This window comes from Marinimicrobium hydrolyticum (assembly GCF_030848505.1).
Lineage (GTDB): Bacteria > Pseudomonadota > Gammaproteobacteria > Pseudomonadales > Cellvibrionaceae > JAVDDU01.
This window is the reverse complement of the sequence record NZ_JAVDDU010000001.1, coordinates 696,428-717,312: the sequence shown is the minus strand read 5'-3', so window position 1 is coordinate 717,312 and position 20,885 is coordinate 696,428. Positions and strand designations below refer to the sequence as shown.

General features: G+C 55.8%; 19 protein-coding genes and 1 tRNA gene. 6 read left to right on the top strand and 14 right to left on the bottom strand.

Features of this window, described 5'->3' with window-relative positions; all coding sequences use genetic code 11:
- Window positions 1-37: 37 nt before the first annotated feature.
- Window positions 38-838, top strand: a complete 801-nt coding sequence (locus RBH33_RS03195; protein WP_306730674.1) for a cytochrome C assembly family protein — start codon at window positions 38-40, stop codon at window positions 836-838.
- A 78-nt stretch (window positions 839-916) separates the two neighbouring features.
- Window positions 917-2,197, top strand: a complete 1,281-nt coding sequence (locus RBH33_RS03190) for an HlyC/CorC family transporter (RefSeq protein ID WP_373568219.1) — start codon at window positions 917-919, stop codon at window positions 2,195-2,197.
- Window positions 2,198-2,206: 9 nt separating this feature from the next.
- Here RBH33_RS03190 and RBH33_RS03185 read toward each other — a convergent pair whose 3' ends face one another.
- From RBH33_RS03185 to RBH33_RS03130, 12 genes are all read right to left on the bottom strand, one after another.
- Window positions 2,207-2,416 (bottom strand): hypothetical protein, encoded by a 210-nt coding sequence (locus RBH33_RS03185; RefSeq protein ID WP_306730672.1) that lies wholly within the window; start codon window positions 2,414-2,416, stop codon window positions 2,207-2,209.
- Window positions 2,417-2,447: 31 nt separating this feature from the next.
- Complete coding sequence (cysS, locus tag RBH33_RS03180) at window positions 2,448-3,860, bottom strand: cysteine--tRNA ligase (protein ID WP_306730671.1); 1,413 nt, start codon at window positions 3,858-3,860, stop codon at window positions 2,448-2,450.
- Between the two features lie 12 nt (window positions 3,861-3,872).
- On the bottom strand, window positions 3,873-5,579 hold the full coding sequence (locus RBH33_RS03175; RefSeq protein ID WP_306730670.1) for a glutamine--tRNA ligase/YqeY domain fusion protein: 1,707 nt from the start codon (window positions 5,577-5,579) through the stop codon (window positions 3,873-3,875).
- Window positions 5,580-5,732: 153 nt separating this feature from the next.
- Window positions 5,733-6,821, bottom strand: coding sequence for an endolytic transglycosylase MltG (mltG, locus tag RBH33_RS03170; RefSeq protein ID WP_306730669.1), 1,089 nt, complete (start codon window positions 6,819-6,821; stop codon window positions 5,733-5,735).
- The gene (gene pabC / locus RBH33_RS03165) at window positions 6,818-7,681 is read right to left on the bottom strand and encodes an aminodeoxychorismate lyase (protein ID WP_306730668.1); all 864 of its coding nucleotides are present in this window, start codon (window positions 7,679-7,681) and stop codon (window positions 6,818-6,820) included. The genes mltG and pabC overlap by 4 nt, the downstream gene beginning before the upstream one ends.
- A 75-nt stretch (window positions 7,682-7,756) precedes the next feature.
- On the bottom strand, window positions 7,757-8,998 hold the full coding sequence (gene fabF / locus RBH33_RS03160; RefSeq protein ID WP_306730667.1) for a beta-ketoacyl-ACP synthase II: 1,242 nt from the start codon (window positions 8,996-8,998) through the stop codon (window positions 7,757-7,759).
- 193 nt (window positions 8,999-9,191) lie between these two features.
- Window positions 9,192-9,428: an acyl carrier protein gene (acpP, locus tag RBH33_RS03155; RefSeq protein ID WP_012487300.1), complete on the bottom strand. Its 237-nt coding sequence runs from the start codon at window positions 9,426-9,428 to the stop codon at window positions 9,192-9,194.
- 182 nt (window positions 9,429-9,610) lie between these two features.
- Window positions 9,611-10,354, bottom strand: coding sequence for a 3-oxoacyl-ACP reductase FabG (gene fabG / locus RBH33_RS03150; protein ID WP_306730666.1), 744 nt, complete (start codon window positions 10,352-10,354; stop codon window positions 9,611-9,613).
- A gap of 27 nt (window positions 10,355-10,381) precedes the next feature.
- A complete protein-coding gene (fabD, locus tag RBH33_RS03145; RefSeq protein ID WP_306730665.1) occupies window positions 10,382-11,320 on the bottom strand; it encodes an ACP S-malonyltransferase in 939 nt (312 codons plus the stop codon).
- 55 nt (window positions 11,321-11,375) lie between these two features.
- A complete protein-coding gene (gene plsX / locus RBH33_RS03140; RefSeq protein WP_306730664.1) occupies window positions 11,376-12,377 on the bottom strand; it encodes a phosphate acyltransferase PlsX in 1,002 nt (333 codons plus the stop codon).
- Between the two features lie 37 nt (window positions 12,378-12,414).
- Window positions 12,415-12,597 carry a 50S ribosomal protein L32 gene (rpmF, locus tag RBH33_RS03135; protein ID WP_306730663.1) on the bottom strand — a complete coding sequence of 61 codons (183 nt, stop codon included), beginning with the start codon at window positions 12,595-12,597 and terminating at the stop codon, window positions 12,415-12,417.
- Between the two features lie 65 nt (window positions 12,598-12,662).
- Window positions 12,663-13,199 carry a YceD family protein gene (locus RBH33_RS03130; RefSeq protein ID WP_306730662.1) on the bottom strand — a complete coding sequence of 179 codons (537 nt, stop codon included), beginning with the start codon at window positions 13,197-13,199 and terminating at the stop codon, window positions 12,663-12,665.
- 133 nt (window positions 13,200-13,332) lie between these two features.
- Between RBH33_RS03130 and RBH33_RS03125 the strand changes: the two genes are divergently transcribed.
- On the top strand, window positions 13,333-13,923 hold the full coding sequence (locus tag RBH33_RS03125) for a Maf family protein (protein WP_306730661.1): 591 nt from the start codon (window positions 13,333-13,335) through the stop codon (window positions 13,921-13,923).
- Here the strand turns inward: RBH33_RS03125 and RBH33_RS03120 are convergent.
- Entirely contained in the window at window positions 13,920-14,561 is a 642-nt protein-coding gene (locus RBH33_RS03120) for an HAD family hydrolase (protein ID WP_306730660.1), read from the bottom strand. The two genes, RBH33_RS03125 and RBH33_RS03120, sit on opposite strands and share 4 nt — an antisense overlap.
- A 34-nt stretch (window positions 14,562-14,595) precedes the next feature.
- Window positions 14,596-15,579 (bottom strand): 23S rRNA pseudouridine(955/2504/2580) synthase RluC, encoded by a 984-nt coding sequence (gene rluC, locus RBH33_RS03115; protein ID WP_306730659.1) that lies wholly within the window; start codon window positions 15,577-15,579, stop codon window positions 14,596-14,598.
- A 765-nt stretch (window positions 15,580-16,344) separates the two neighbouring features.
- Between rluC and rne the strand changes: the two genes are divergently transcribed.
- The 3 genes from rne to RBH33_RS03100 all read left to right on the top strand — a co-directional run bounded on the left by rne (window position 16,345) and on the right by RBH33_RS03100 (window position 20,876).
- Window positions 16,345-19,398 (top strand): ribonuclease E, encoded by a 3,054-nt coding sequence (gene rne, locus RBH33_RS03110; protein WP_306730658.1) that lies wholly within the window; start codon window positions 16,345-16,347, stop codon window positions 19,396-19,398.
- 127 nt (window positions 19,399-19,525) lie between these two features.
- Window positions 19,526-19,616, top strand: a tRNA-Ser gene (locus RBH33_RS03105).
- 573 nt (window positions 19,617-20,189) lie between these two features.
- On the top strand, window positions 20,190-20,876 hold the full coding sequence (locus tag RBH33_RS03100) for a Bax inhibitor-1/YccA family protein (protein WP_306730657.1): 687 nt from the start codon (window positions 20,190-20,192) through the stop codon (window positions 20,874-20,876).
- Window positions 20,877-20,885 lie beyond the last annotated feature (9 nt).

Genomic DNA, 20,885 nt, shown 5'->3' with positions numbered 1-20,885 from the left:
CCTATCCTGTGCCAATGCGTGAGGCCGCCCTAACCGCATGATCAGTTTCGCCGCCAACATCATTGCCCTGCTCCTTTATGTTGGGGCCAGTGGCTATTTGGTCTACTGCCTGAAGCAAAAGGCTCCCGCCAACCGGCACTGGTTGCTGAGCTGGGTGGCCGCCGCGCTAGTGGCGCACGGCGTAGGAATTTACGCTCTGACGATCAGTGAGCACGGCGTCAGGGTGGGCTTCTTTCCAGTTTCGACACTGATTTTCTGGGTTATCAATGCCATTGTACTGGTAAGTTGCCTGCGCAAGCCGCTGCACAACTTGTTTATCCTGCTGCTACCCCTGACGGTACTCGGTATTTGCGCGTCGCTGCTCGGCCGAGAAAGCGGTACCCACGTGGACTTGCGGCTCGGGCTTGCCAGCCATGCCCTACTGTCGATTCTCGCCTACAGTTTGCTCACCATCGCTACACTTCAAGCGCTGCTGCTGGCGTGGCAGAACCACCAATTGCGACACAAGCACCCCAGCGGCAGTGTCCGCCTGCTACCGCCACTACAGACCATGGAGGCCCTGCTGTTTGAAGTGCTATGGGCTGGTGTTGTGCTGCTGACCCTTTCCATCTTGTCGGGCTTCGTGTTTCTGGACGACATGTTCGCTCAGCATTTGGTCCATAAAACAGCCTTCTCTCTAGCCGCCTGGTTGATTTATGTGGTTTTGCTTTGGGGTCGCCACCGGCAAGGTTGGCGGGGTTATACGGCGATTCGATGGACGTTGGTGGGCTTCGCCTTACTGATGCTGGCGTATTTTGGCAGCAAGCTGGTTCTGGAACTGATTCTGGGTCGCTCCTAAAGTAGCGTTAACGTGTTGATTCGGAGCTAAAAGTCCTTCAAGATACCGGGCCTTGTGGCAAAACGGGCACCCTTTTCCTTGAACGACGCACCGCTAGAAATACTCTTCGCCGCACTGGTTGGTCTTCTGGCGCTGTCCGCCTTCTTCTCCAGCTCGGAAACGGGCATGATGTCCATCAACCGGTATCGGTTGCGGCACCTCACCAAAAAAGGTCACCGTGGCGCTCGCCGGGTCACCGACCTACTCCAGCGCCCTGATCGGCTTCTGGGCTTAATTCTGATCGGCAACAACCTGGTCAATATCTTTGCAACCGCCATTGCCACCGTGATCGCCATGCGACTGTACGGCGATGCTGGCGTGGCCATAGGCGGCCTGCTGCTTACCTTAGTAGTGTTAATCTTTGCAGAGGTCACACCCAAGACGGTGGCCTCACTGTACCCGGAACGCATTTCTTTTTTCGCCAGCTGGTTTCTCAAACCCCTGGCCGTGCTCCTGCACCCAGTGGTGGTTATGATCAACACCATTTCCAACGGTATTTCCCGCCTTTTCGGCATTAAGAAGACCCACACCTCGATGGAGCACTTGCACCCGGACGAACTGCGCACTGTTGTGGATGAAGCCGGCGACCTGATTCCCGATCAACACCAGGGCATGCTGCTCAACATTTTGGACTTGGAAAAGTCCACCGTTGAAGACATCATGATTCCCCGCAACGAAGTGGAAGGACTGGACCTTGAGCGGCCGGTCGCTGACCTACTGCAACAAATCCGTACCAGCGACTACACTCGGCTGCCACTGTTCGAAGGTGATATCAATAATGTCGTTGGGGTACTGCACTTAAGGGACGCAGCCCGCTTTATGCTCGGCGACGACAAGGACATCACCATTGAGGCGATTCGCCAGTTCTCCAGCGAGCCCTACTTCGTCCCGGAATCCACGCCGCTGAACACCCAGCTACTCAACTTCCAACAACAAAAAAGCCGCATGGCGCTTGTCGTGGATGAGTACGGGGAAGTACAAGGGATTGTCACCTTGGAGGATTTGCTTGAGGAGATTGTGGGCGATTTCACCACCAACGTGGCGGAAGAGGCCGATCAGGACATTATCCCGGCGGACGATGGCAGCTATCTAATTGACGGCGGTACGTTTATCCGCGATATCAACCGCAATCTTGACTGGGATTTACCCTTGGACGGTCCCAAGACTCTGAATGGTTTGGCGATGGAGTACCTGGAAAGCATCCCCGATGGCAATATCTGCTTCGACTTGGGGGACTACCGCCTGGAAACAACTCAGATTACCGAGAAGATGATTGCGTGGGTAAAAGTGCACCAACTTCAAAACGAGGAAGAGGAATAACCGACGGAGTCAGCGATTCCTGATTTTATAGATTACCCAGCCGAGGCCAGCCGCACAGGCCACCAACAAGCCCAACAGGATCAGAAGCAGAGATAACCCAACAAACAAATCCCGCCAGGTAACACCCCAGCCGTAGACCGCCAGCGCCAGAAAAGCCACGCACGCAAACAAACTTACCCAGAGCATGCGATGGCGCCGGTACCATCTTCGAAACGACATAGTCAATCCTACTCAGTTGACACGTAATGTATTACTTGGACTGCGACTGCTCACGACGCCACTGAGTTCCTGCAGGTGAATCCTCCAGCACAACCCCTTGCTCCAGCAAGGAGGCTCTAATCTCGTCCGCCCGGGCGTATTGTTTGTCCTTCTTCGCTTGAGCCCGCTCGGCCACCAATCGCTCAATGTGCTCGGCACTGATCGCATCGGCGGCGCCAGCGTGCAAAAAGCTTTGTGGGTCTTCCTGAAGAATTCCCAGTATTCCGGCCATGGCTTTGAGTTCACCCACCAGAGCGTGTGCCTGTTCCGGCTGAGCATCGGCGATTGAGTTAACTTCCCGCACCAGATCGTACATAACCGCCAGCGCCTGACGGGTATTAAAATCGTCATTCATGGCGCGCACGAATTGCTGATAGTTCGGGCTATCCGTCAATTCCTCAAGCCCAATTGGAAGTACATCGCTGTAGTGACGCAGTGTGGCGTAAAAGCGCTCCAGACCGGCACGTGCCTCAATTAAACTATCCTCGGAATAATTGATCGGGCTCCGGTAGTGGCTGCTGATCAACAGGTATCGAATGACCTCCGGGTGATAGCTTTTTAACACCTCACGCAGGGTAAAAAAGTTACCCAGTGACTTGGACATCTTCTCCCCGTCGACGCGCAAGGCGCCGGCGTGCATCCAATAATTTACATACTTGCAGCCATTGGCCGCTTCGCTCTGGGCAATTTCGTTTTCGTGGTGTGGAAACGGCAAATCGGGCCCGCCCCCGTGAATGTCGAAGGTGGCGCCCAGGCAGCCTTTGCTCATGGCAGAGCACTCGATGTGCCAGCCGGGGCGGCCTCGCCCCCAAGGAGTATCCCAACCGACTTCGCCTGCTTGGGCGTTTTTCCAAAGCGCGAAATCTCGCGGGTCCTCTTTGGCATCGTCCACTTCTACCCGTGCACCCGCCAACAAATCATCAAGATTTTTGTTGCTCAAACGCCCGTAAGTCTCGAAGCTGGCCACGCGGTAATACACGTCGCCATTGCTCGCCAAATAGGCGTGACCTTTGTCCAGCAACTGTTGAATCATGACGATGATTTCATTGATATGATCGGTAGCGCGGGGCTCAATATCCGGTCGCAGAATGCCCAACCGGGTTTCATCTTCCAGCATGGCTTCGATGAAGTGCCGAGTCAGCTCCTGATAGTCTTCGCCGCGCTCAGCGGCACGGGCCAAAATCTTATCGTCAATATCGGTAATATTGCGCACGTAGGTGAGGTCCCACCCCTGGCTACGCAAAAAGCGGCTCACTACGTCAAAAACAGCAAGCAATCGGCCGTGCCCCAAATGGCAGTAGTCGTACACCGTAATACCGCAGACGTACATAGAGATCTTGCCCGGCTGCAAAGGGGTGAAAGCTTCCTTTTTACGAGTCAAACTGTTGTATATTTGCAACGACATAAGGTTTCCGGCTTACTGCGTTTGTTCAATTTTTGCCCAGGAGTCACGGAGTCCAATGGCGCGATTAAAAACGGGCTTCTCTAGCGTGCTGTATCGGCTATCGAGGCAAAAGTATCCTTCCCGTTCAAATTGAAAATGGTCATGTAGCTTTGCACTGGCCAGGCTAATTTCCGCCTTGCAGTTGGACAGAACTTCGAGACTGTTCGGATTGAGGCTCTGCATAAAGTCTTTGCCTCCCGCATCAGGCGCAGGATCAGTAAACAAACGATCATAGAGCCGCACTTCGCAATTCAAGTGATGCGTGGCAGATACCCAGTGAATGACCCCTTTGGCTTTTACGCCATCAGTAGGATCTTTGCCTAAGGTGTCTTCAACGACCCGAGCGAGCACTTCGACAATATTGCCTTGCTCGTCTTTAATGACTTCGTCCGCTTCAATGATATAGGCGTTGCGCAGACGTACGCGTTTCCCCAAGACCAAACGCTTGTACTTTTTGTTGGCCTCCTCACGGAAGTCGTCTTGGTCGATATAAATGTTGTGAGTAAAAGGCAGTACACGTTCACCCAAGTCTTCCCGGTTGGGGTGACCCGGTGCGCGCATTTCCTCCATCTTGTCGTTGGGGTAATTGGTCAATGTCACCCTCAAAGGCCGCAGCACGCACATGGCTCGCGGGGCATTTTTATCGAGATGGTCCCGCACGGTGTACTCCAGCATACCCACATCCACGACGCTGTCCGCGCGGGTCACGCCAATTTGGGTACAGAAGTTGCGCAAGGCTTCGGCGGGAAAACCTCGCCGCCGCATCCCCGATAATGTGGGCATGCGCGGATCGTCCCAGCCGTCCACACGATCTTCGTCCACCAGCTGCTTGAGCTTACGCTTGCTGGTAATGGTGTAATTGACATTCAGGCGCGCGAACTCGTACTGACGCGGTCGCGCCGGTACGGGCAGATTATCCAGAAACCAATCGTACAAGGGGCGGTGATCTTCAAATTCCAGCGTACAAATTGAGTGGGTAATCCCCTCAATGGCATCGCTTTGCCCGTGAGCGAAATCGTACGACGGATAGATTTTCCAGGCATCACCAGTGTTGTGGTGATGTGCCTTTTTTATGCGATAGATAATTGGATCACGTAGATTGATATTGGGGGCTGCCATATCAATTTTTGCACGCAACACGCAGCTTCCTTCAGCCAATTCACCCACGCGCATTTGTTCGAACAGCTCAAGATTCTCTTCGACAGTGCGATCCCGGTAGGGGCTGTTGGTGCCAGGCTCGGTCAAAGTGCCCCGATACTGCCGTGCCTCATCCGGGCTCAAGTGGCAAACGTAGGCTTTACCCTGTTCAATCAGGTGCACCGCCCACTGATAAAGTTGCTCAAAGTAATCCGAGGTAAAGCGGATTTGGCCGTTCCAGCTAAAACCGAGCCAGTGCACGTCAGCCTTGATGGCATTTACATACTCTTCGCTTTCTTTCTCGGGATTCGTGTCGTCAAAGCGCAGGTTGCACAAGCCGCCGAACTCTTCCGCCATACCGAAATTAAGACAAATGGATTTCGCATGCCCAATATGTAGGTAACCATTGGGCTCGGGCGGAAAACGGGTGATGACTTGCTTGACGGTGCCCTGCTCCAGATCCTTGCGGATAATGTTCTGAATAAAGTGCGCAGGCCTGGCGGCCGTTTTTTCTTTCGTGGCGGACGCGTCGTTATCGCTCATACTGCTGGGATTCCAATTGACCAAACGGAAGGTTAATCCGGCTCGGGAGTGATTCGGAAAACCGCTTATTGTAAACACTCGGTGCCGGTTTTCCTACCGGAAGCTGTAGAAGCGGGCTGCGGCACCAATAAGCGGTAGAAAAACTTGCGGCTGCTAGTCTCGAAGTAGCTGTTCTGGCGGTTGCGCGGGGGGCGTCGAGCGGTAATTCTCGCGACGCTGGAGTTGATATTGACGAACCGCGCGATTGTGCTCTTCCAAAGTACGGGAAAACACGTGGGTGCCATCGCCCCTGGCGACAAAAAAGAGGGTTTCGCCGTCCAGAGGGTTAAGGCTGGCCTCAAGGGCACCTTTTCCAGGCAAGGCGATGGGAGTTGGCGGTAAGCCATGATTGGTATAGGTGTTGTAGGGTGTGGGTGTACGCAAGTCCCGGCGAGTGATTCGACCCTGATAATTGCTTCCCATACCGTAGATCACTGTGGGATCGGTCTGCAAACGCATGCCCTTATCGAGACGACGCACAAATACGCCAGCAATTTCGTCTCGCTCCCAAGGAGCGCCTGTCTCGCGTTCGACAATGGACGCCATAATAAGCGCCTCATACGGAGATTCGTAGGGCAAACCTACCGCACGTCGCTCCCAGAGTTCGGCCAACAAAGACTCCATGCGACGGTGTGCCTTGCGCAGAATCTCCACATCACTGGTTCCCCGCGTGTAACGGTAGCTGTCCGGGAAAAACCAGCCCTCGGGGTGCTCGATGTCCAAATCTAGGCGCTGCAACTGCTCTTCAGCGGTCAGCCCCTTGAGAGTGGGCGTTATGGTATCCCTAGCATGAAGAGCAGTAAGGGCCTGCTGAAAGGTCCAACCTTCCACGAGAGTGACCTGATGCAAGACCGTATCGCCACGATTTAGCATGCCAAGCAACTCGACCGGCGTGGTGCCGGGTTGAAGAAAGTACTCCCCCGCCTGAGCGCGGGTGGCTTCGGTTAGGCGAGCGTAGAGGCGAAGAAGCCGGGGGTACTCCAATACACCGTCGCGATTCAAGCGCGCGCTCAGATGACTGAGCGATTGACCGGTAGGCAATTCGTAGACGCGCCCCTCCGCGGGAACCTCCATAGGACTGTGCAACCAGTGGTAGCTATAGCCGACACCTACCCCAGCACCCAAAAGACCGACGACAACCAGAACCATGAACACACGGACCCAAAAATTGAGCCCTTTACGTTTTTTTGGATTACTACTCAAACCAATCCGCACTCCAGTTGGTGATTGAAAGCCTCTTGCAGGCGACGGGTGACAGGCCCGACTGGCAAGCTGACCCGATCCCCTAAATCCATTACCGCCACAGGTGTAATACCCTTGACACTATTACAGAGGAACACCTCCTCAGCGGTGCTCAGCGCATCTAAAGGTAGGGGCACCTCTTTCACCACAAGTCCGATCGAGGGCGCCAGACAGTCAATGATCAAACGTCGCGCCACCCCGGCGACCCCGGCATTGGACAAGTCGGGCGTCAGCAATTCTCCATTGAGCACGGCAAACAGATTACTGGCGGTGGCCTCGACGACCTCTCCCCGCTGATTCAACAACAGGCCTTCGGTCCAGGGACCATCTCGCCATTCACTGCGAGCCAACACCTGCTCCAACCGATTCAAATGTTTGATTCCAGCCAATGCGGGGTTATCCGCCAGCCGATACTGACACAGCTTAACGGTCACGCCATGGTTGTCACCGAGAGGCACCGCCTGTGGATAAAGCATCAAACACAGGGTCGGTTCACCATTCTCCGGCGCCAGGTAACCTCGCCCACCAGCACCGCGGGTGAGAATCAACTTTAGCACCCCGTCGGGCGCGTTCCCGCTGGCCGCCTGGGCAAGCATGTCATCCCGATACTGGTGCAGATCGGAGCGGGAAAAACGAATTCCAAGCCGCCCTGCCCCTAAGCTTAGACGCTGTTCATGGAAAGGCCACAAAGGCACTCCCCCGCTCTGAACGCGTATGGTTTCGAAAAGCCCGTCTCCATAGGCGAAACCCCGGTCCAAAGGCGAGATCATCGCTCCAAGGACGCCGTTGACGGACACAAGGGGTTGCTTTAGCTCAGACATGGCGGAAGTCTATACAAAAACGCCGGCGAGCAGAACTCCCGGCGTTTTAGGGACGAGGAACGCTTTCTCGGACGGCTAGTCGAGGCGCTTAAAGACCAGAGAACCGTTGGTACCACCGAAACCAAAAGAGTTGGACAGTACGGCGTTGATTTTGCGCTCTTGCGCCGTGTGGGGCACCAAATTCAGATCGCACTCTTCATCTGGATTGTCCAGATTAATGGTAGGTGGTGCCACCTGATCGCGAATGGCCAGAACGCTGAAAATCGCCTCTACAGCCCCGGCAGCGCCCAGAAGGTGCCCGATCATGGACTTTGTTGAGCTGACGGCCACCTGGTCCACAGCGGAGCCCATCACCGATTTAACAGCACAACATTCGGCGCGGTCGCCAGCGTTGGTGGAGGTGCCGTGGGCATTGATGTAGTTGATGTCCTCGGCATTCAGGCCGGCATCGGTAATGGCATTGCGCATAGACAAGGCAGCACCTGCGCCATCGGCCGGGGGCGAGGTCATATGGTAAGCGTCACCGCTCATACCAAAACCGACCAATTCAGCGTAAATTTTGGCGCCACGGGCACGCGCATGCTCATACTCTTCCAGCACCAGCACTCCAGCGCCGTCTCCGAGAACAAAGCCATCGCGATCGCGATCCCAAGGGCGGCTAGCCGCTTCCGGCGCGTCGTTTCGGGTAGACAGGGCCCGTGCTGCCGCAAAACCACCCAAGCCAACGGGGGTCGTCGCCATTTCCGCACCACCGGCCAGCATGACATCGGCGTCGCCGTACATAATGCTGCGCGCCGCATAACCGATGCTGTGGGTACCCGTAGTACATGCGGTGGTCATGGCGATGTTGGGGCCGCGCATGCCATACATAATAGAGAGGTTACCGGCGATCATATTGATAATGGCACCCGGCACAAAAAACGGCGACATGCGCCGCGGGCCTTTGTGTTCAATCAGCAGAGCGCCATCTTCGATAGCACCGATACCGCCTATACCCGAGCCCACAGAAACACCAATACGCTGGGCATTGGCCTCAGTGACCTCCAGACCAGAATCGCGCATGGCTTGAATACCCGCGACCATCCCAAACTGAATAAAAGGGTCCATCTTTCGGGCGTCTTTAGCGGGGTAGTAACCTTCCACGGAGAAGTCTTTCACGGAAGCGCTAAAGCGTGTGGCGAAAGCGGAGGTGTCAAACTTGGTAATGGTCGCAGCGCCGCTAACGCCGTTAACAATCCCTCGCCATGTATCTTCGACGGTATTGCCCACAGGACTAACCATACCAAGACCGGTCACTACTACTCGTTTACGGGACACGACTATTCTCCGACAAAAGTAACCCGGATACCGAAGCAAACACCGGGCGCAAGCCCAGCCCGGCCGAACATCCGGAATTCCGGACGACGAACTTTAGCTCCTGCGAAAAATGGAGCAACGGGCACCCAAAAGAAAAGCCGTACTATTGGTAATAATACGGCTTTGGAAAGACGGTAATCAGCAAAAGGGAAGATTATGCCAGGTTGGCGTTAATGTAATCAATCGCCAGCTGAACGGTAGTGATCTTTTCCGCTTCTTCATCCGGGATTTCGGTCTCGAATTCCTCTTCAAGAGCCATAACCAGCTCTACGGTATCGAGGGAATCGGCGCCCAGGTCTTCAACGAAAGAAGCTTCGTTTTTCACTTCTTCTTCTTTAACACCCAGTTGCTCCGCAACGATTTTTTTAACCCGTTCTTCAATGCTGCTCATGATGTTATATAACTCCTAATAGGTAGAATCGACGAAGCCTACTCGATAATTACACTCGAGCGACCTCCTGTAATTATGCTACAAGCGAAACGACGCGCATTTTACATCGAATTGCGCCGGCTTGTAATGCATCTCACCAAATTTTTTCTTTTCTCTTATATATCAACAAGTTAAACAGGCTTTTAAGCCATATACATGCCGCCATTGACATGAATTGTCTCACCGCTGACGTAAGAGCCGGCCTCCCCGGCAAGAAATGCGACAACCGCAGCGATTTCCTCTGGACGCCCCAAACGAGCCAGGGGAATCTTCTCTTGCAGCAATTTCCGCTGATCTTCCGCCAGCGCCTGAGTCATATCGGTGTCGATAAAGCCAGGCGCCACGGTATTCACAGTAATGCCGCGGGAGCCCACCTCAGCGGCGAGAGACCTGGCAAAACCAGCCATACCGGCTTTACTGGCCGCGTAATTGGCCTGGCCGGGGTTACCCATGGCACCGACCACGGAGCTGATGTTAATGATCCGACCCCAGCGGGCCTTCATCATGCCCCGCAGTACAGCCTTACTCAAGCGAAACACAGAATTCAGGTTGGTATCAATCACTTGGGACCACTCATCATCGCCCATGCGCATCAGCAGGTTGTCTTTGGTAATCCCTGCATTGTTTATCAGAATGGCGGGATCTCCGTACTGAGACTTAATATCCGCCAGCAAGGCAGTAACCGACTCGGCGGAGGTTACATCAAGCACCATGCCGGTGCCAGTGACACCCTGCTCTGCCAAACGGGCCGTAATGCGCTCCGCACCTGACTGACTGGTCGCGGTGCCGATCACCACAGCACCTGCAGCGCCCAGCTGCTGAGCAATAGCGGCACCTATACCGCGGCTGGCGCCTGTTACCAGGGCTACTTTATCTTTTATCGTCATAGTTATCTCGCTCTCGATTGATCAGAGTCATACCGCGTCAATGGCGGTACGCACGTCGTCGGGGGTTTCGATGGCCAAGGCGGTCAGAGCCTTGTCGATGCGCTTATTCAGTCCGGACAGTACTTTGCCAGGACCGCACTCCAGGGTGGTCTCCACGCCCCGATCACGCAGCTCTTGCACGCACTCTACCCAGCGTACCGGGCTGTAAATCTGCTCCACCATCAAAGCTTTGATGGTGTCCGGGTTAGCCTCGGTGCGGGCCGTGACATTGTGCACCACGGGAATCTCAGGGGCGCGAAATGGCGTGGCCTGAATTTGCGCTTCAAGACGCTCGGCAGCGGGGCGCATTAAGGACGTGTGAAACGGCGCGCTGACCGGCAGAGGCAAGGCGCGCTTGGCACCCGCTTCTTTACACGCCGCCATAGCCCTCTCTACGGCCGCCGCTTCGCCAGCGATCACCACCTGCCCCGGAGAGTTAAAGTTAACCGGTGACACCACGGCGCCCTGAGCCGCGTTTTCGCAGGCCTGAATAATGACGGCATCATCCAAACCAATGATCGCCGCCATGGCGCCCTGCCCAGCCGGAACGGCTTCCTGCATGAATTTGCCGCGCTGCTGAACCAATTTTACAGCCGCGGAAAAATCAACCACGCCCGCACATACCAAAGCAGACCACTCACCCAAACTGTGCCCGGATAAAAACGCCGGCTGAGCTCCGCCCTCTTCACGCCAAACTCGCCACAGGGCGACACTGGCCGTTAATAGCAAAGGTTGGGTCCGCTCTGTTTGATTGATCGCTTCCTGGGGGCCGCTCTGGGACAAATCCCAAAGATCGTAGCCGAGCACGTCCGACGCTTGCGAAAATGTGGCCTTAACGCTGGCAAAAGTATCTGCAAGTTCCGCCAGCATTCCCACTTTCTGGGAACCTTGTCCGGGAAACACAATGGCAAGACTGGATTGAGTCATAAATCATCCCTTCTGGTTTGATTGTCTAAGCTATTATTTCGAAACTTATAATCTTTTAGTCTGCATTCGATCTTGTACGCAGCTCAGCCTCTATGATTTCTGAAAGTGGATGGCGTACCTGCTCCACAGCCACATCGATCGCCTGACAGAACGCAATTTGGTCGGCGCTGCCATGGCTTTTAATAACTGCCTTATTCAAGCCCAAAAACAAGGCGCCATTATAGGTACCAGGGTTGAGCTCACGACGCCACCGCAGCAATAAAGGACGCACCAACCAGGCAAGAAAACGGTAGCTCCAATGCTCAGCCAAACTTGTTTCAATTTTGTGGTTGATCAATCGGGCCACACCTTCACTCGCCTTGAGCGCGATATTGCCACTAAAACCATCGCACACAATGACGTCGGCAACGCCGTTGTAAATCGTGTCCGCTTCGATAAACCCCACGTAGTTCAGCTGAGCATCCGCTTCAAAGCGTTCGTGGGCGTCCACCACCAGATTCGTGCCTTTACCCGGCTCCACGCCTATATTGAGCAGTGCCACACTGGGCTTATCTATACCATCTGAGCGGGCCAACGCATGCCCCATAAGTGCGAATTGGTGCAGTTGCTGCACCGTGCACTGATGGTTTGCACCCAGATCCAGCATATAGGTTTGCCCGGCAATGACTGGCATAGCCTTACAGATCGCAGGCCGCTCGATGCCCGGGAGAGTTTTTAGCAGAAAGCGGCTCATGGCCATAAGCGCCCCGGTGTTGCCAGCACTCACACAAGCATCTGCCTCCCCCTGCTGAACTAGACTCAACGCCTGCCACATGGACGATTCACGCTTGCGCCTGAGAGCCAGGCGAGGGTCATCGGACATGGTGACGACATCGGCAGCATGGTGAATCTTTATGGCGGGAGGGTATTGCGGTGGCAGCATAGCCTCAAGCTGGGCTTGGTCACCCACCAGGATTAGCTCTAACCCAGCGCGCGCCTCGGCTAGCTGAAGCGCGGCCAGGATAGCAACGCGGGGACCTAAGTCCCCGCTCATAGCGTCTACCGCTATTCGAATCATTGCATGACAAACAGCTTGATTTTACGACGAAGCAAAGTTACTCGTCGGTGCTTTTGTCTACCACTTTGCGGCCGCGATAAAAACCATCGGCGGTCACGTGGTGGCGAAGGTGCTTCTCACCCGTGGTGGGATCAACGGACAAGGTAGGTCCGGTTAGCGCATCGTGAGAGCGGCGCATGCCACGTCTGGAGCGAGTTTTACGGTTTTGTTGAACGGCCATGGTGTTCTCCTATTTACATAACAACTGAAGCCGGGGCGCCTCGTTAACCACACAAGAAAGTGCAGCTATTTCTTCGGCGTGCCCTTAAGTTGCTCCAGAACCTGAAACGGGTTTTGCTTTGCCGGGGCTACCTCTGGTTCACCACTGCTCAAAAACTCAACCTCGATGCAGGGTTCCGGGTGGTAAGCCACCGCCGGTAAATTCAATAATAATTCGTCCTCTACCATCTGGTAGAGATCAGCGTTTCCTTCGTCTGCCAAAATCCAGGGGTCCAACTGCCGAGGCAAGTTTTTGGCGCCTTCCTCATCGATCACGATAGCCAAGGCTATATCCGCCTCGATCGGCACAGTGACAGGATTTAGACAGCGCTGACAAGTTAACACCAGATCAGCGTGCGCCCGCCCCGTAACGACGAGTTTGCGTTCGGCACTGATACCGAACTCCAACTCTACCCCCGCGTTGCCGCTGGTATCGGCCAGTACCTCGCACACGCGTTCAAACGCAGAGAGCGGTACATGGCCACTGAGACGAACCCCCTGTTGCGCAAACTTGCGCGGGTCGCCCAGGCGCGGCAAAGGCTTATTGGGAGTCGCTTCAAACATAAGCGCGCAATAATAGGGATCTGGCCTGCTTCTGTCAAAGAAAAAAACCCGGAAGTGCGCTGTTTGCGCGCTCTGGAGCCCCATTGAGGTAAAATCCCCAGCAAATTCGCTGATCCTTGGAGACTTTTCACCCATGCGCCCACTCATTCTGGCCTCCAGCTCCCCCTACCGGCGCCAGCTGCTCGAACGTCTGGGCCTGCCTTTCAGCAGTCAATCGCCCGATGTTGACGAGCGCCCTGCACCCGGTGAGCCGGCGAAAGCCTTAGTTAAACGACTCGCCGAAGCCAAAGCCCGCGCGCTCTCCGAAGCGCATCCTGGCAAACTGATCATCGGCTCCGACCAGGTGGCAGTACTGGATGGGCAAATACTGGGCAAACCGGGAAATTTTGAACGGGCTCGAGCGCAACTGCTGGCCGCCAGTGGCCGAAGCGTGGAGTTTCTGACCGGGCTATGCCTGCTCAACACCGACACCGGCACCTGCCATGTGCACTGCGAACCCTTTCGCGTCCACTTCAGAGATTTGAGCCCGCAACAAGTGGAAATGTATATAAAGAAGGAAGAACCCTACGACTGTGCCGGCAGCTTCAAAGCAGAAGGACTGGGAATTCGATTGTTCCAAGCCCTGGAAGGCAGAGACCCGAACGCTTTAATCGGTTTACCGCTGATTGCTCTGATTGATTTGCTGCAAACTGAGGGGGTTGATCCTCTGAACCCACCCGCTTAAAGCCGGTGCCAGCTCAAGAGCTCCCCGAAGCCATCCATGCACAGTTCCGGGCCGAAGGGTCGTAGCCGATCGATGTGATGGGCGCCGTAACTGACGGCAATTCGGGCCATTTCAGCTCGCCGCCCCATGTCCATATCGTATTCGGTGTCGCCAATCATTACAGCGTCGTGCTGGTGAACGCGAAACTGCTCCAGCAATTCCTGCAGCATCAGTGGATGGGGTTTTGAGGCGGTTTCGTCGGCACAGCGGGAACCGTGAAAGAAGGTGTCCAAGTCCATGGCCTTGAGCACCCGATCCAGCCCCCGGCGACTTTTGCCCGTGGCTACAGTCAACTGATGGCCCTGCTCCCGCAAATGGGTAAGCGTTTCCATCACTACAGGAAACAGCTTGGCAGGTTGCGCCAAGTCCGCCGCCAAGTAATTTTCAGCGTAGTGATGCCGCAACTGCACGTGCTCGTGAGCAGTACGGTCCGGAAACAGTCGCGCCAACGCCTCAGGCATACCCAACCCGATAATATTGTGCACCTGGTGATCTTCTGGCGGCTGCCAACCCAAGTCGCGGGCAGACTGCTGCATGGCTTGGGTAATGGTACCGGTGGAATCACTCAGGGTGCCGTCCCAATCGAATATAAAAAGCAAGGTTTACCTCGTTAACAACGCTAACCGTCGCCGTTTAGCTCAACTTGACCAGTGCGGCCGCCAAATCATCGCTCAAAGACGCGCTAACCACGGTCAGCTCAGACTCGCCAGGCAAGTAAAAACCCAGCTCGGTAGCGTGCAGAAACAACCGCTTAACCCCCACCTTACGAAGCCGGTCATTAGCGTCGTCATCGCCGTACTTCTCGTCGCCCGCCAGACTGTGCCCCGCGTATTGTGCATGAACCCGGATTTGATGCGTGCGCCCGGTAATCGGGCGCGCCTCCACCAAGGTGCAGTCCCCGTACGCCCGAAGGACGCGAAACTCCGTCAGACTCGGCTTACCCTCGGGATGCACTTTAACAATACGCTCTTTGCCACTGTTGAGCTCCAGCTTGAGCAATGGCACATCAACTCGATGACGCCGGGCTGGCCACTGCCCCAACACCAGGGCTTGATAGACTTTACGCACGCCACTGACCCCTTTATTGCGCAAAGCCGCCTGTAAGTGACGCAGCGTACTGCGTTTTTTGGCCACCATGATGCAGCCCGAGGTATCTCGGTCCAGGCGATGAACCAACTCCAGGTAACTGGCCTCCGGGCGCATCAAGCGTAGCGCCTCGATAAGTCCCAAGCTGACGCCGCTGCCTCCATGCACCGCCAAACCGGGTGGCTTATTGATGACCAACAAACCCTCATTCTCAAACAAAATGCTATTTTCAAGCAGCCGCAACAGCTGATCACTGGGCTTACCCGGCGGGGTACGCTGGGCGACGCGCACTGGGGGGATGCGCACCAAGTCACCGGGTTGGAGCCGGTAATCCGGCTTAATCCGCCCTTTATTAACCCGCACCTCCCCCTTGCGTAAAATGTTGTACACACGGGCTTTGGGCACACCTTTCAAGCGAGCCATCAGGAAATTGTCCACCCGCTGCCCAGCTTGGTCTTCACTGATGGTGAGCCACTGGACCTGCTGAGCAGTTGATGAGGGAGGATGTAAAGGTATGGGCTGATCGGTCATAGCCGCCATCATAGCGCAAAATCCCGCTCAACGCTGAGCGCTATGCGGCTGACGGCCACGCATGGCGCGGGATTCCTGATTGAACGGGCTTGCAAATACTGGTATATTCGCGACTGCTGGGACAGGCAGGTTTCCGGACAGCGCATTTACAGGCGTGTCGCTAGGAAATACCGCTGCCAGCAAAAGAGCCCCTCCAGAGCTGCACAAACGATTCGCAGCGGCGCGGCTCAGAGAAACTGACAAAAGGTGTAACTGCAAGAGTGACTAGAACCTGCAGGCACCCCATGACCATTGCGCAAACCGCGCGATAGCCATCGTTAAAACTGTAAGTGTTTTGTAGAACTCTGAATTTCTACGTGTTGTTGGACGGATTCTGATTTGGGCCACCGCCCACGAAGCGGTCAAATCTATAAGCGCCCACGAGACCAATGAGCCGCGACGCCGAATCCAATTAGCGTGCCGCTCTTGCCTCGCCTCAGACCCCAGCACAACCCGATTAGAACCGGCGAGAAGCTGATTCGCTCAGCCCAACCCCACAGAGAGTTTAATGGAGCAGACTGATCCCATTGTTACAACCAGGCCACGCCCGGCGCTCAGCACCACGCTAGAGCCCGTTGCAGCCGGCCAGGTGCGGATACTTCTGCCATCAACCGCGCGCCCGACGAGCTATACGTCGCGGCGCTTTAACTGGTTGCCTAAAACACAACAGCGTTAACCTTGGTTATTCGTTCGCTCTGCGCCCGAACTAACAAGATTAGGTAACGCATGAAAAGAATGCTCATCAATGCAACTCACCCTGAAGAGTTGCGCGTAGCTCTGGTTGACGGCCAGTGGCTGTACGATCTGGACATCGAAAATCGCAATCGCGAGCAGAAAAAAGCCAACATTTATAAAGGTCGTATCACTCGTGTCGAGCCCAGCCTCGAAGCGGCTTTTGTCGACTACGGTGCTGAACGGCACGGCTTCCTTCCCCTGAAAGAAATTTCCCGCGAATACTTTGCCAAGCAGCCCAACGAAGTCGAAGGGCGAGTCAAAATCAAAGAAGTCGTTAAAGAAGGCACCGAAGTTATTGTTCAGGTGGACAAAGAGGAGCGCGGCAACAAAGGCGCAGCCCTGACCACTTTTATCAGCCTCGCCGGGCGCTACCTGGTATTGATGCCCAATAACCCCCGCGCTGGCGGCATTTCCCGCCGCATCGAAGGGGAAGATCGCACCGAACTTAAAGAAGCCCTCAGCGGCGTTGAAGTGCCCTCTGGTATGGGCATCATCATCCGCACCGCAGGCGTTGGCCGCAGCACCGAAGAGCTGCAATGGGATCTCAATTACCTCATGCAGTTGTGGGAGTCCATCGACAAGGCGGCGCAGAGCTCCAAAGCCCCCAACTTCCTGTTCCAGGAAAGCAACGTCATCATTCGCGCTATCCGCGACTACCTACGCGAGGACGTGGGCGAAGTCATGGTGGATAACCAGGAAGCCTACGACTTGGCCTCGGGTTTCATCCAACAGGTTATGCCTAACTTTGGCAGCAAAGTTAAGCTGTATCAGGACGACATCCCCCTGTTCAACCGTTATCAAATTGAAAGCCAGATTGAGACGGCTTTCCAGCGTGAGGTCAAGCTTCCCTCTGGTGGCTCCATTGTCATCGACGTAACCGAAGCTCTAGTGTCCATCGACATCAACTCCTCCCGCGCCACCAAAGGCGGTGACATTGAAGAAACCGCCTTGCAAACCAACCTGGAAGCGGCCGATGAAATCGCCCGACAGCTGCGTCTGCGCGACATGGGCGGCCTGGTGGTGATCGACTTTATCGACATGCAGCCGGTGCGCAACCAGCGGGAAGTAGAAAACCGCATGCGCGACGCACTCACCATGGATCGCGCTCGAGTACAGGTAGGTCGCATCTCTCGTTTCGGCTTGCTGGAAATGTCCCGCCAACGGCTCCGTCCGTCACTGGGGGAAACTCACTCGAAAATTTGCCCACGTTGTAATGGCCAGGGCACCATTCGCGGCACCCGCTCTCTCGCCCTGTCCATTCTGCGTTTGGTGGAAGATGAAGCGCAAAAAGAACGCAGCGCTGAGATTCGGGCCATTGCTCCGCTGTCCGTGGCCACCTATTTGCTCAACGAAAAACGCAAAACCATTTCCAAGATCGAGCAGCGCAATAACACCCGTGTGGTTGTGGTCCCCAACGCCGACATGATGACCCCGCATTTTGAGGTACAGCGTCTGCGCGACGACGACGAAGGCACCTTGGAAACAAGTTACAAAATCGTCTCTACCGTTGAGGAACATGACGACGAGGGCGAATCCCCAACTCAACCGGTCGCACCGCCGCAACCGGCCGTGCAACCCTCAGCGCCCACTCAGGCGGCGCCTCCACCGAAGCCCACCGAGTCGGTAAAAGAGCCCGGCTTGTTTGAACGCATCATCGCTATGCTCACCACTTTCTTCAAAGGTGAAGAAAAAGAGGACACGAGCAAGCAAAACAAGGGCAGAAACCGGTCCGGACGCGTGCAAACCTCAACGCGCGGTGACGCAGCTAATCGCACCAGACGCGACGGTGGTCGTGGCGGCCGCGGTCGACGCGGACGCGGTGGCAAAGATGAGCGCGGCCCCAGAGAAGAGCGCGTTGAAGAACGCGGCAAACGCGATTCCGAAACGCAAGAAGGCAGAGAAACACGCGGTGCCGGAGCCAAACGCGGTGGTCGTGGCCGCCGTGGCGGTCGTGACGAACAGCGTGAAGGTGGTCGACCTGAAGCTCGTGTCACAGACACCCGTGGCACCGATAAAGGCCCAGAGCAAAAACCCCAAGACAAGGCTGCCGAGAAAACTGCCGAACGAGTGCCTGCTCAAGCCAAAGAAACTGCCGAGGCAGACTCTGCTGGCGAATCCGACGATCAGCGTCCGCCCAAGCGGCCCAGCGGTCGCCGTACCCGCAGCGGTTCCCGCCGCCGCAACCGCCGAGGTGGTGCTGCGAACGGTCAAACTAGCGATCAGCAAACCGGCGAAGCATCAGCAGAACAGAGCCAAAAAGCAGAGCAAGCTCCCAATGGTGCAGATCAAACCCCTGCATCGGCGCCTGAGCAAGCTGCAGCAGTAAGTTCTGAACAAGCAGCGCCGCAAGAGCCCAAGCAGCCTCGGCCAGAAAGAAAACCTCGGTCTGCGGAGAAACAGGAGGGAACACAGGAAAGCGCCCAAGAAAGCGCCGCGCCCGTTCGGGAAAAGCGCCGCCCTGAAGCGCAGCCACCTCGTGAAAAACAGGAAAAACCGGCACCGGAAAACACCGCGCCAATAGCGGACGCCTCCAAGCCGGCTGAACCCTCCTCTGCGCCGCAAGCCGCAGAGCCAGCGGCTGCACCAGAGACCCCAAAGGCAGCCCCCGCAGCTAAACCAGAAGTGAAGGAGGCGCCCAAAGCCGCCGAAGAAACCAAGGCAACCGAAGCGCCCAAGCCAGCCGCCAAACCAGCCGAAGCCGCTGAGTCTCAGCCGCAGGGGGTCGAAGCAGCAGCGCCTAAGGCTCCGGAAGCTCCTAAATCAGCTCCTCAGGCACCAGCGCCCGCTGAGCCCAAGGCAGTTGAAGAACAGGCCGACGGCGGCACACCCAAGCGCGCCAGTAACGACCCTCGCCTAGCGCCTAAAAAAGCGGCTCCCGTTCGTATACAAACGGAAGCTGTAGTGCGGGATACAAGCCGAGCGCTGGACACCAGTCAGCCTCCGGCGGTTGAGCACAAGCCAAGACCTCTGACTCGCCCTTCCAATGACCCACGCCTAGCGCGCCGGGCTGCGGAAAGTGCCGAAAAGCCAGAACAGGAAGAGTAATTGCCCTTTAGGTAAGCACTCAACCAAGCCGAGCTGCTAGCAGCTCGGCTTTTTTGTTTCTACTGGGAGGAAAAATTGCCCTGGCATCTTGCCCCGTACAATATCCCCTGTATAATCGGCCCCCTCCGGAAGGGTGGCAGAGCGGTTGAATGCAGCGGTCTTGAAAACCGCCGTAGGTTAATAGCCTACCCAGGGTTCGAATCCCTGCCCTTCCGCCATAAACAAACCGCCCCATGAAAATGGGGCGGTTTTTTTATGGCGGAAGGGCAGGCTTGAGAACCCTGGCGGGTTCGACCGATCGTCCGGAACGATCGGTACCGCCGCAGGCGCCCGAAGGGCAGCGCACACGGATGTGCGCTGGTACATCCCTGCACTTCCGCCCCGATTACCGCTTGATGCTACAATTAGGACGACGTGCAGTTCGTCGAGCAGCTCCGTAAGCTAGCCCTCGGGCCGCGCAGGGTGAGTGTTCAGCAAACGTCGTGAATCCAGTCCCTACGCGCTCCCGGCGCTTCGGGACACTCCCCGCTTCCCTGCGAGTCGTCCATGGGGACTGCCTCACCGGAGCGCCGGCCGAAAGGCCCCTCGTTTGAGTCTTGCTGAACACTCACCCTGCACGCCCCTTGGTTGTCTCAGACTACCGAGTTCTTTTCCCAAACTCCTATTCTCGTGTTCGCGCCACGAACGGAAAACTGCTGGCAAGGCGGCTACCCCCAACACAGCTTGGCTTTTAACCCCTACCTTTGTATGATTGCCTCAAGCACGACCACGCGTTAACTGGAGAAACGTCAATGAACAAGCTTCACACCCAAACTGGGTACACCAGCGCAGCCAGCAGCGAAGTTGAAATCAACAAAGTTCTGCGCAACACCTACATGCTCTTGGCCATCACTCTGGCGTTCAGCGCGTTAACGGCCGGTATCGCCATGGCAATTAATCTGCCTTACGGTGTTGGCTTGATGATGACCATCGCGGCGCTGGGTTTAATTTGGTTTGTACTTCCTAAAACCGCCAACTCTGCTGCCGGCCTGGGTGTGGTCTTCGCCTTCACCGGTTTAATCGGTGCTGGCATTGGCCCCATGCTGAACCACTATTTGGCGCTCTCCAATGGCCCCACATTGGTATTGCAGGCTCTTGGTGGCACAGCCATCATTTTCTTCTCTCTATCCGGTTACGCTTTAACCACACGTAAAGACTTCAGCTTCTTGCGCGGGTTTGTGGTAACCGGCATTGTGGTCATGATTCTCGCCATGCTGGTGCTCATGGGCGCCAGCCTGTTTGGCTACTACGTATCGGCGTTCCATCTGGCATTCTCTGCAGGTGTGATCCTGCTGATGTCTGCACTGATACTTTTCCAAACCAGCGCCATTATTCACGGTGGAGAAACCAACTACCTGTTGGCCACCACTACCCTTTATTTGTCCGTGGTGAATATTTTCACCAGCCTGTTGCATCTGCTCGGCGTTAGCAGCGACTAAAGGAATTTT

Coding starts and splice junctions, on each gene's coding strand:
- plsX (WP_306730664.1), bottom strand. CDS start 12,377: ATGATTCGAATAGCGGTAGACGCTATGAGCGGGGACTTAGGTCCCCGC.
- rpmF (WP_306730663.1), bottom strand. CDS start 12,597: ATGGCCGTTCAACAAAACCGTAAAACTCGCTCCAGACGTGGCATGCGC.
- fabD (WP_306730665.1), bottom strand. CDS start 11,320: ATGACTCAATCCAGTCTTGCCATTGTGTTTCCCGGACAAGGTTCCCAG.
- acpP (WP_012487300.1), bottom strand. CDS start 9,428: ATGAGCAGCATTGAAGAACGGGTTAAAAAAATCGTTGCGGAGCAACTG.
- RBH33_RS03185 (WP_306730672.1), bottom strand. CDS start 2,416: ATGTCGTTTCGAAGATGGTACCGGCGCCATCGCATGCTCTGGGTAAGT.
- fabG (WP_306730666.1), bottom strand. CDS start 10,354: ATGACGATAAAAGATAAAGTAGCCCTGGTAACAGGCGCCAGCCGCGGT.
- pabC (WP_306730668.1), bottom strand. CDS start 7,681: ATGTCTGAGCTAAAGCAACCCCTTGTGTCCGTCAACGGCGTCCTTGGA.
- rne (WP_306730658.1), top strand. CDS start 16,345: ATGAAAAGAATGCTCATCAATGCAACTCACCCTGAAGAGTTGCGCGTA.
- RBH33_RS03130 (WP_306730662.1), bottom strand. CDS start 13,199: ATGTTTGAAGCGACTCCCAATAAGCCTTTGCCGCGCCTGGGCGACCCG.
- rluC (WP_306730659.1), bottom strand. CDS start 15,579: ATGACCGATCAGCCCATACCTTTACATCCTCCCTCATCAACTGCTCAG.
- cysS (WP_306730671.1), bottom strand. CDS start 3,860: ATGTCGTTGCAAATATACAACAGTTTGACTCGTAAAAAGGAAGCTTTC.
- RBH33_RS03100 (WP_306730657.1), top strand. CDS start 20,190: ATGAACAAGCTTCACACCCAAACTGGGTACACCAGCGCAGCCAGCAGC.
- RBH33_RS03195 (WP_306730674.1), top strand. CDS start 38: ATGATCAGTTTCGCCGCCAACATCATTGCCCTGCTCCTTTATGTTGGG.
- RBH33_RS03175 (WP_306730670.1), bottom strand. CDS start 5,579: ATGAGCGATAACGACGCGTCCGCCACGAAAGAAAAAACGGCCGCCAGG.
- RBH33_RS03125 (WP_306730661.1), top strand. CDS start 13,333: ATGCGCCCACTCATTCTGGCCTCCAGCTCCCCCTACCGGCGCCAGCTG.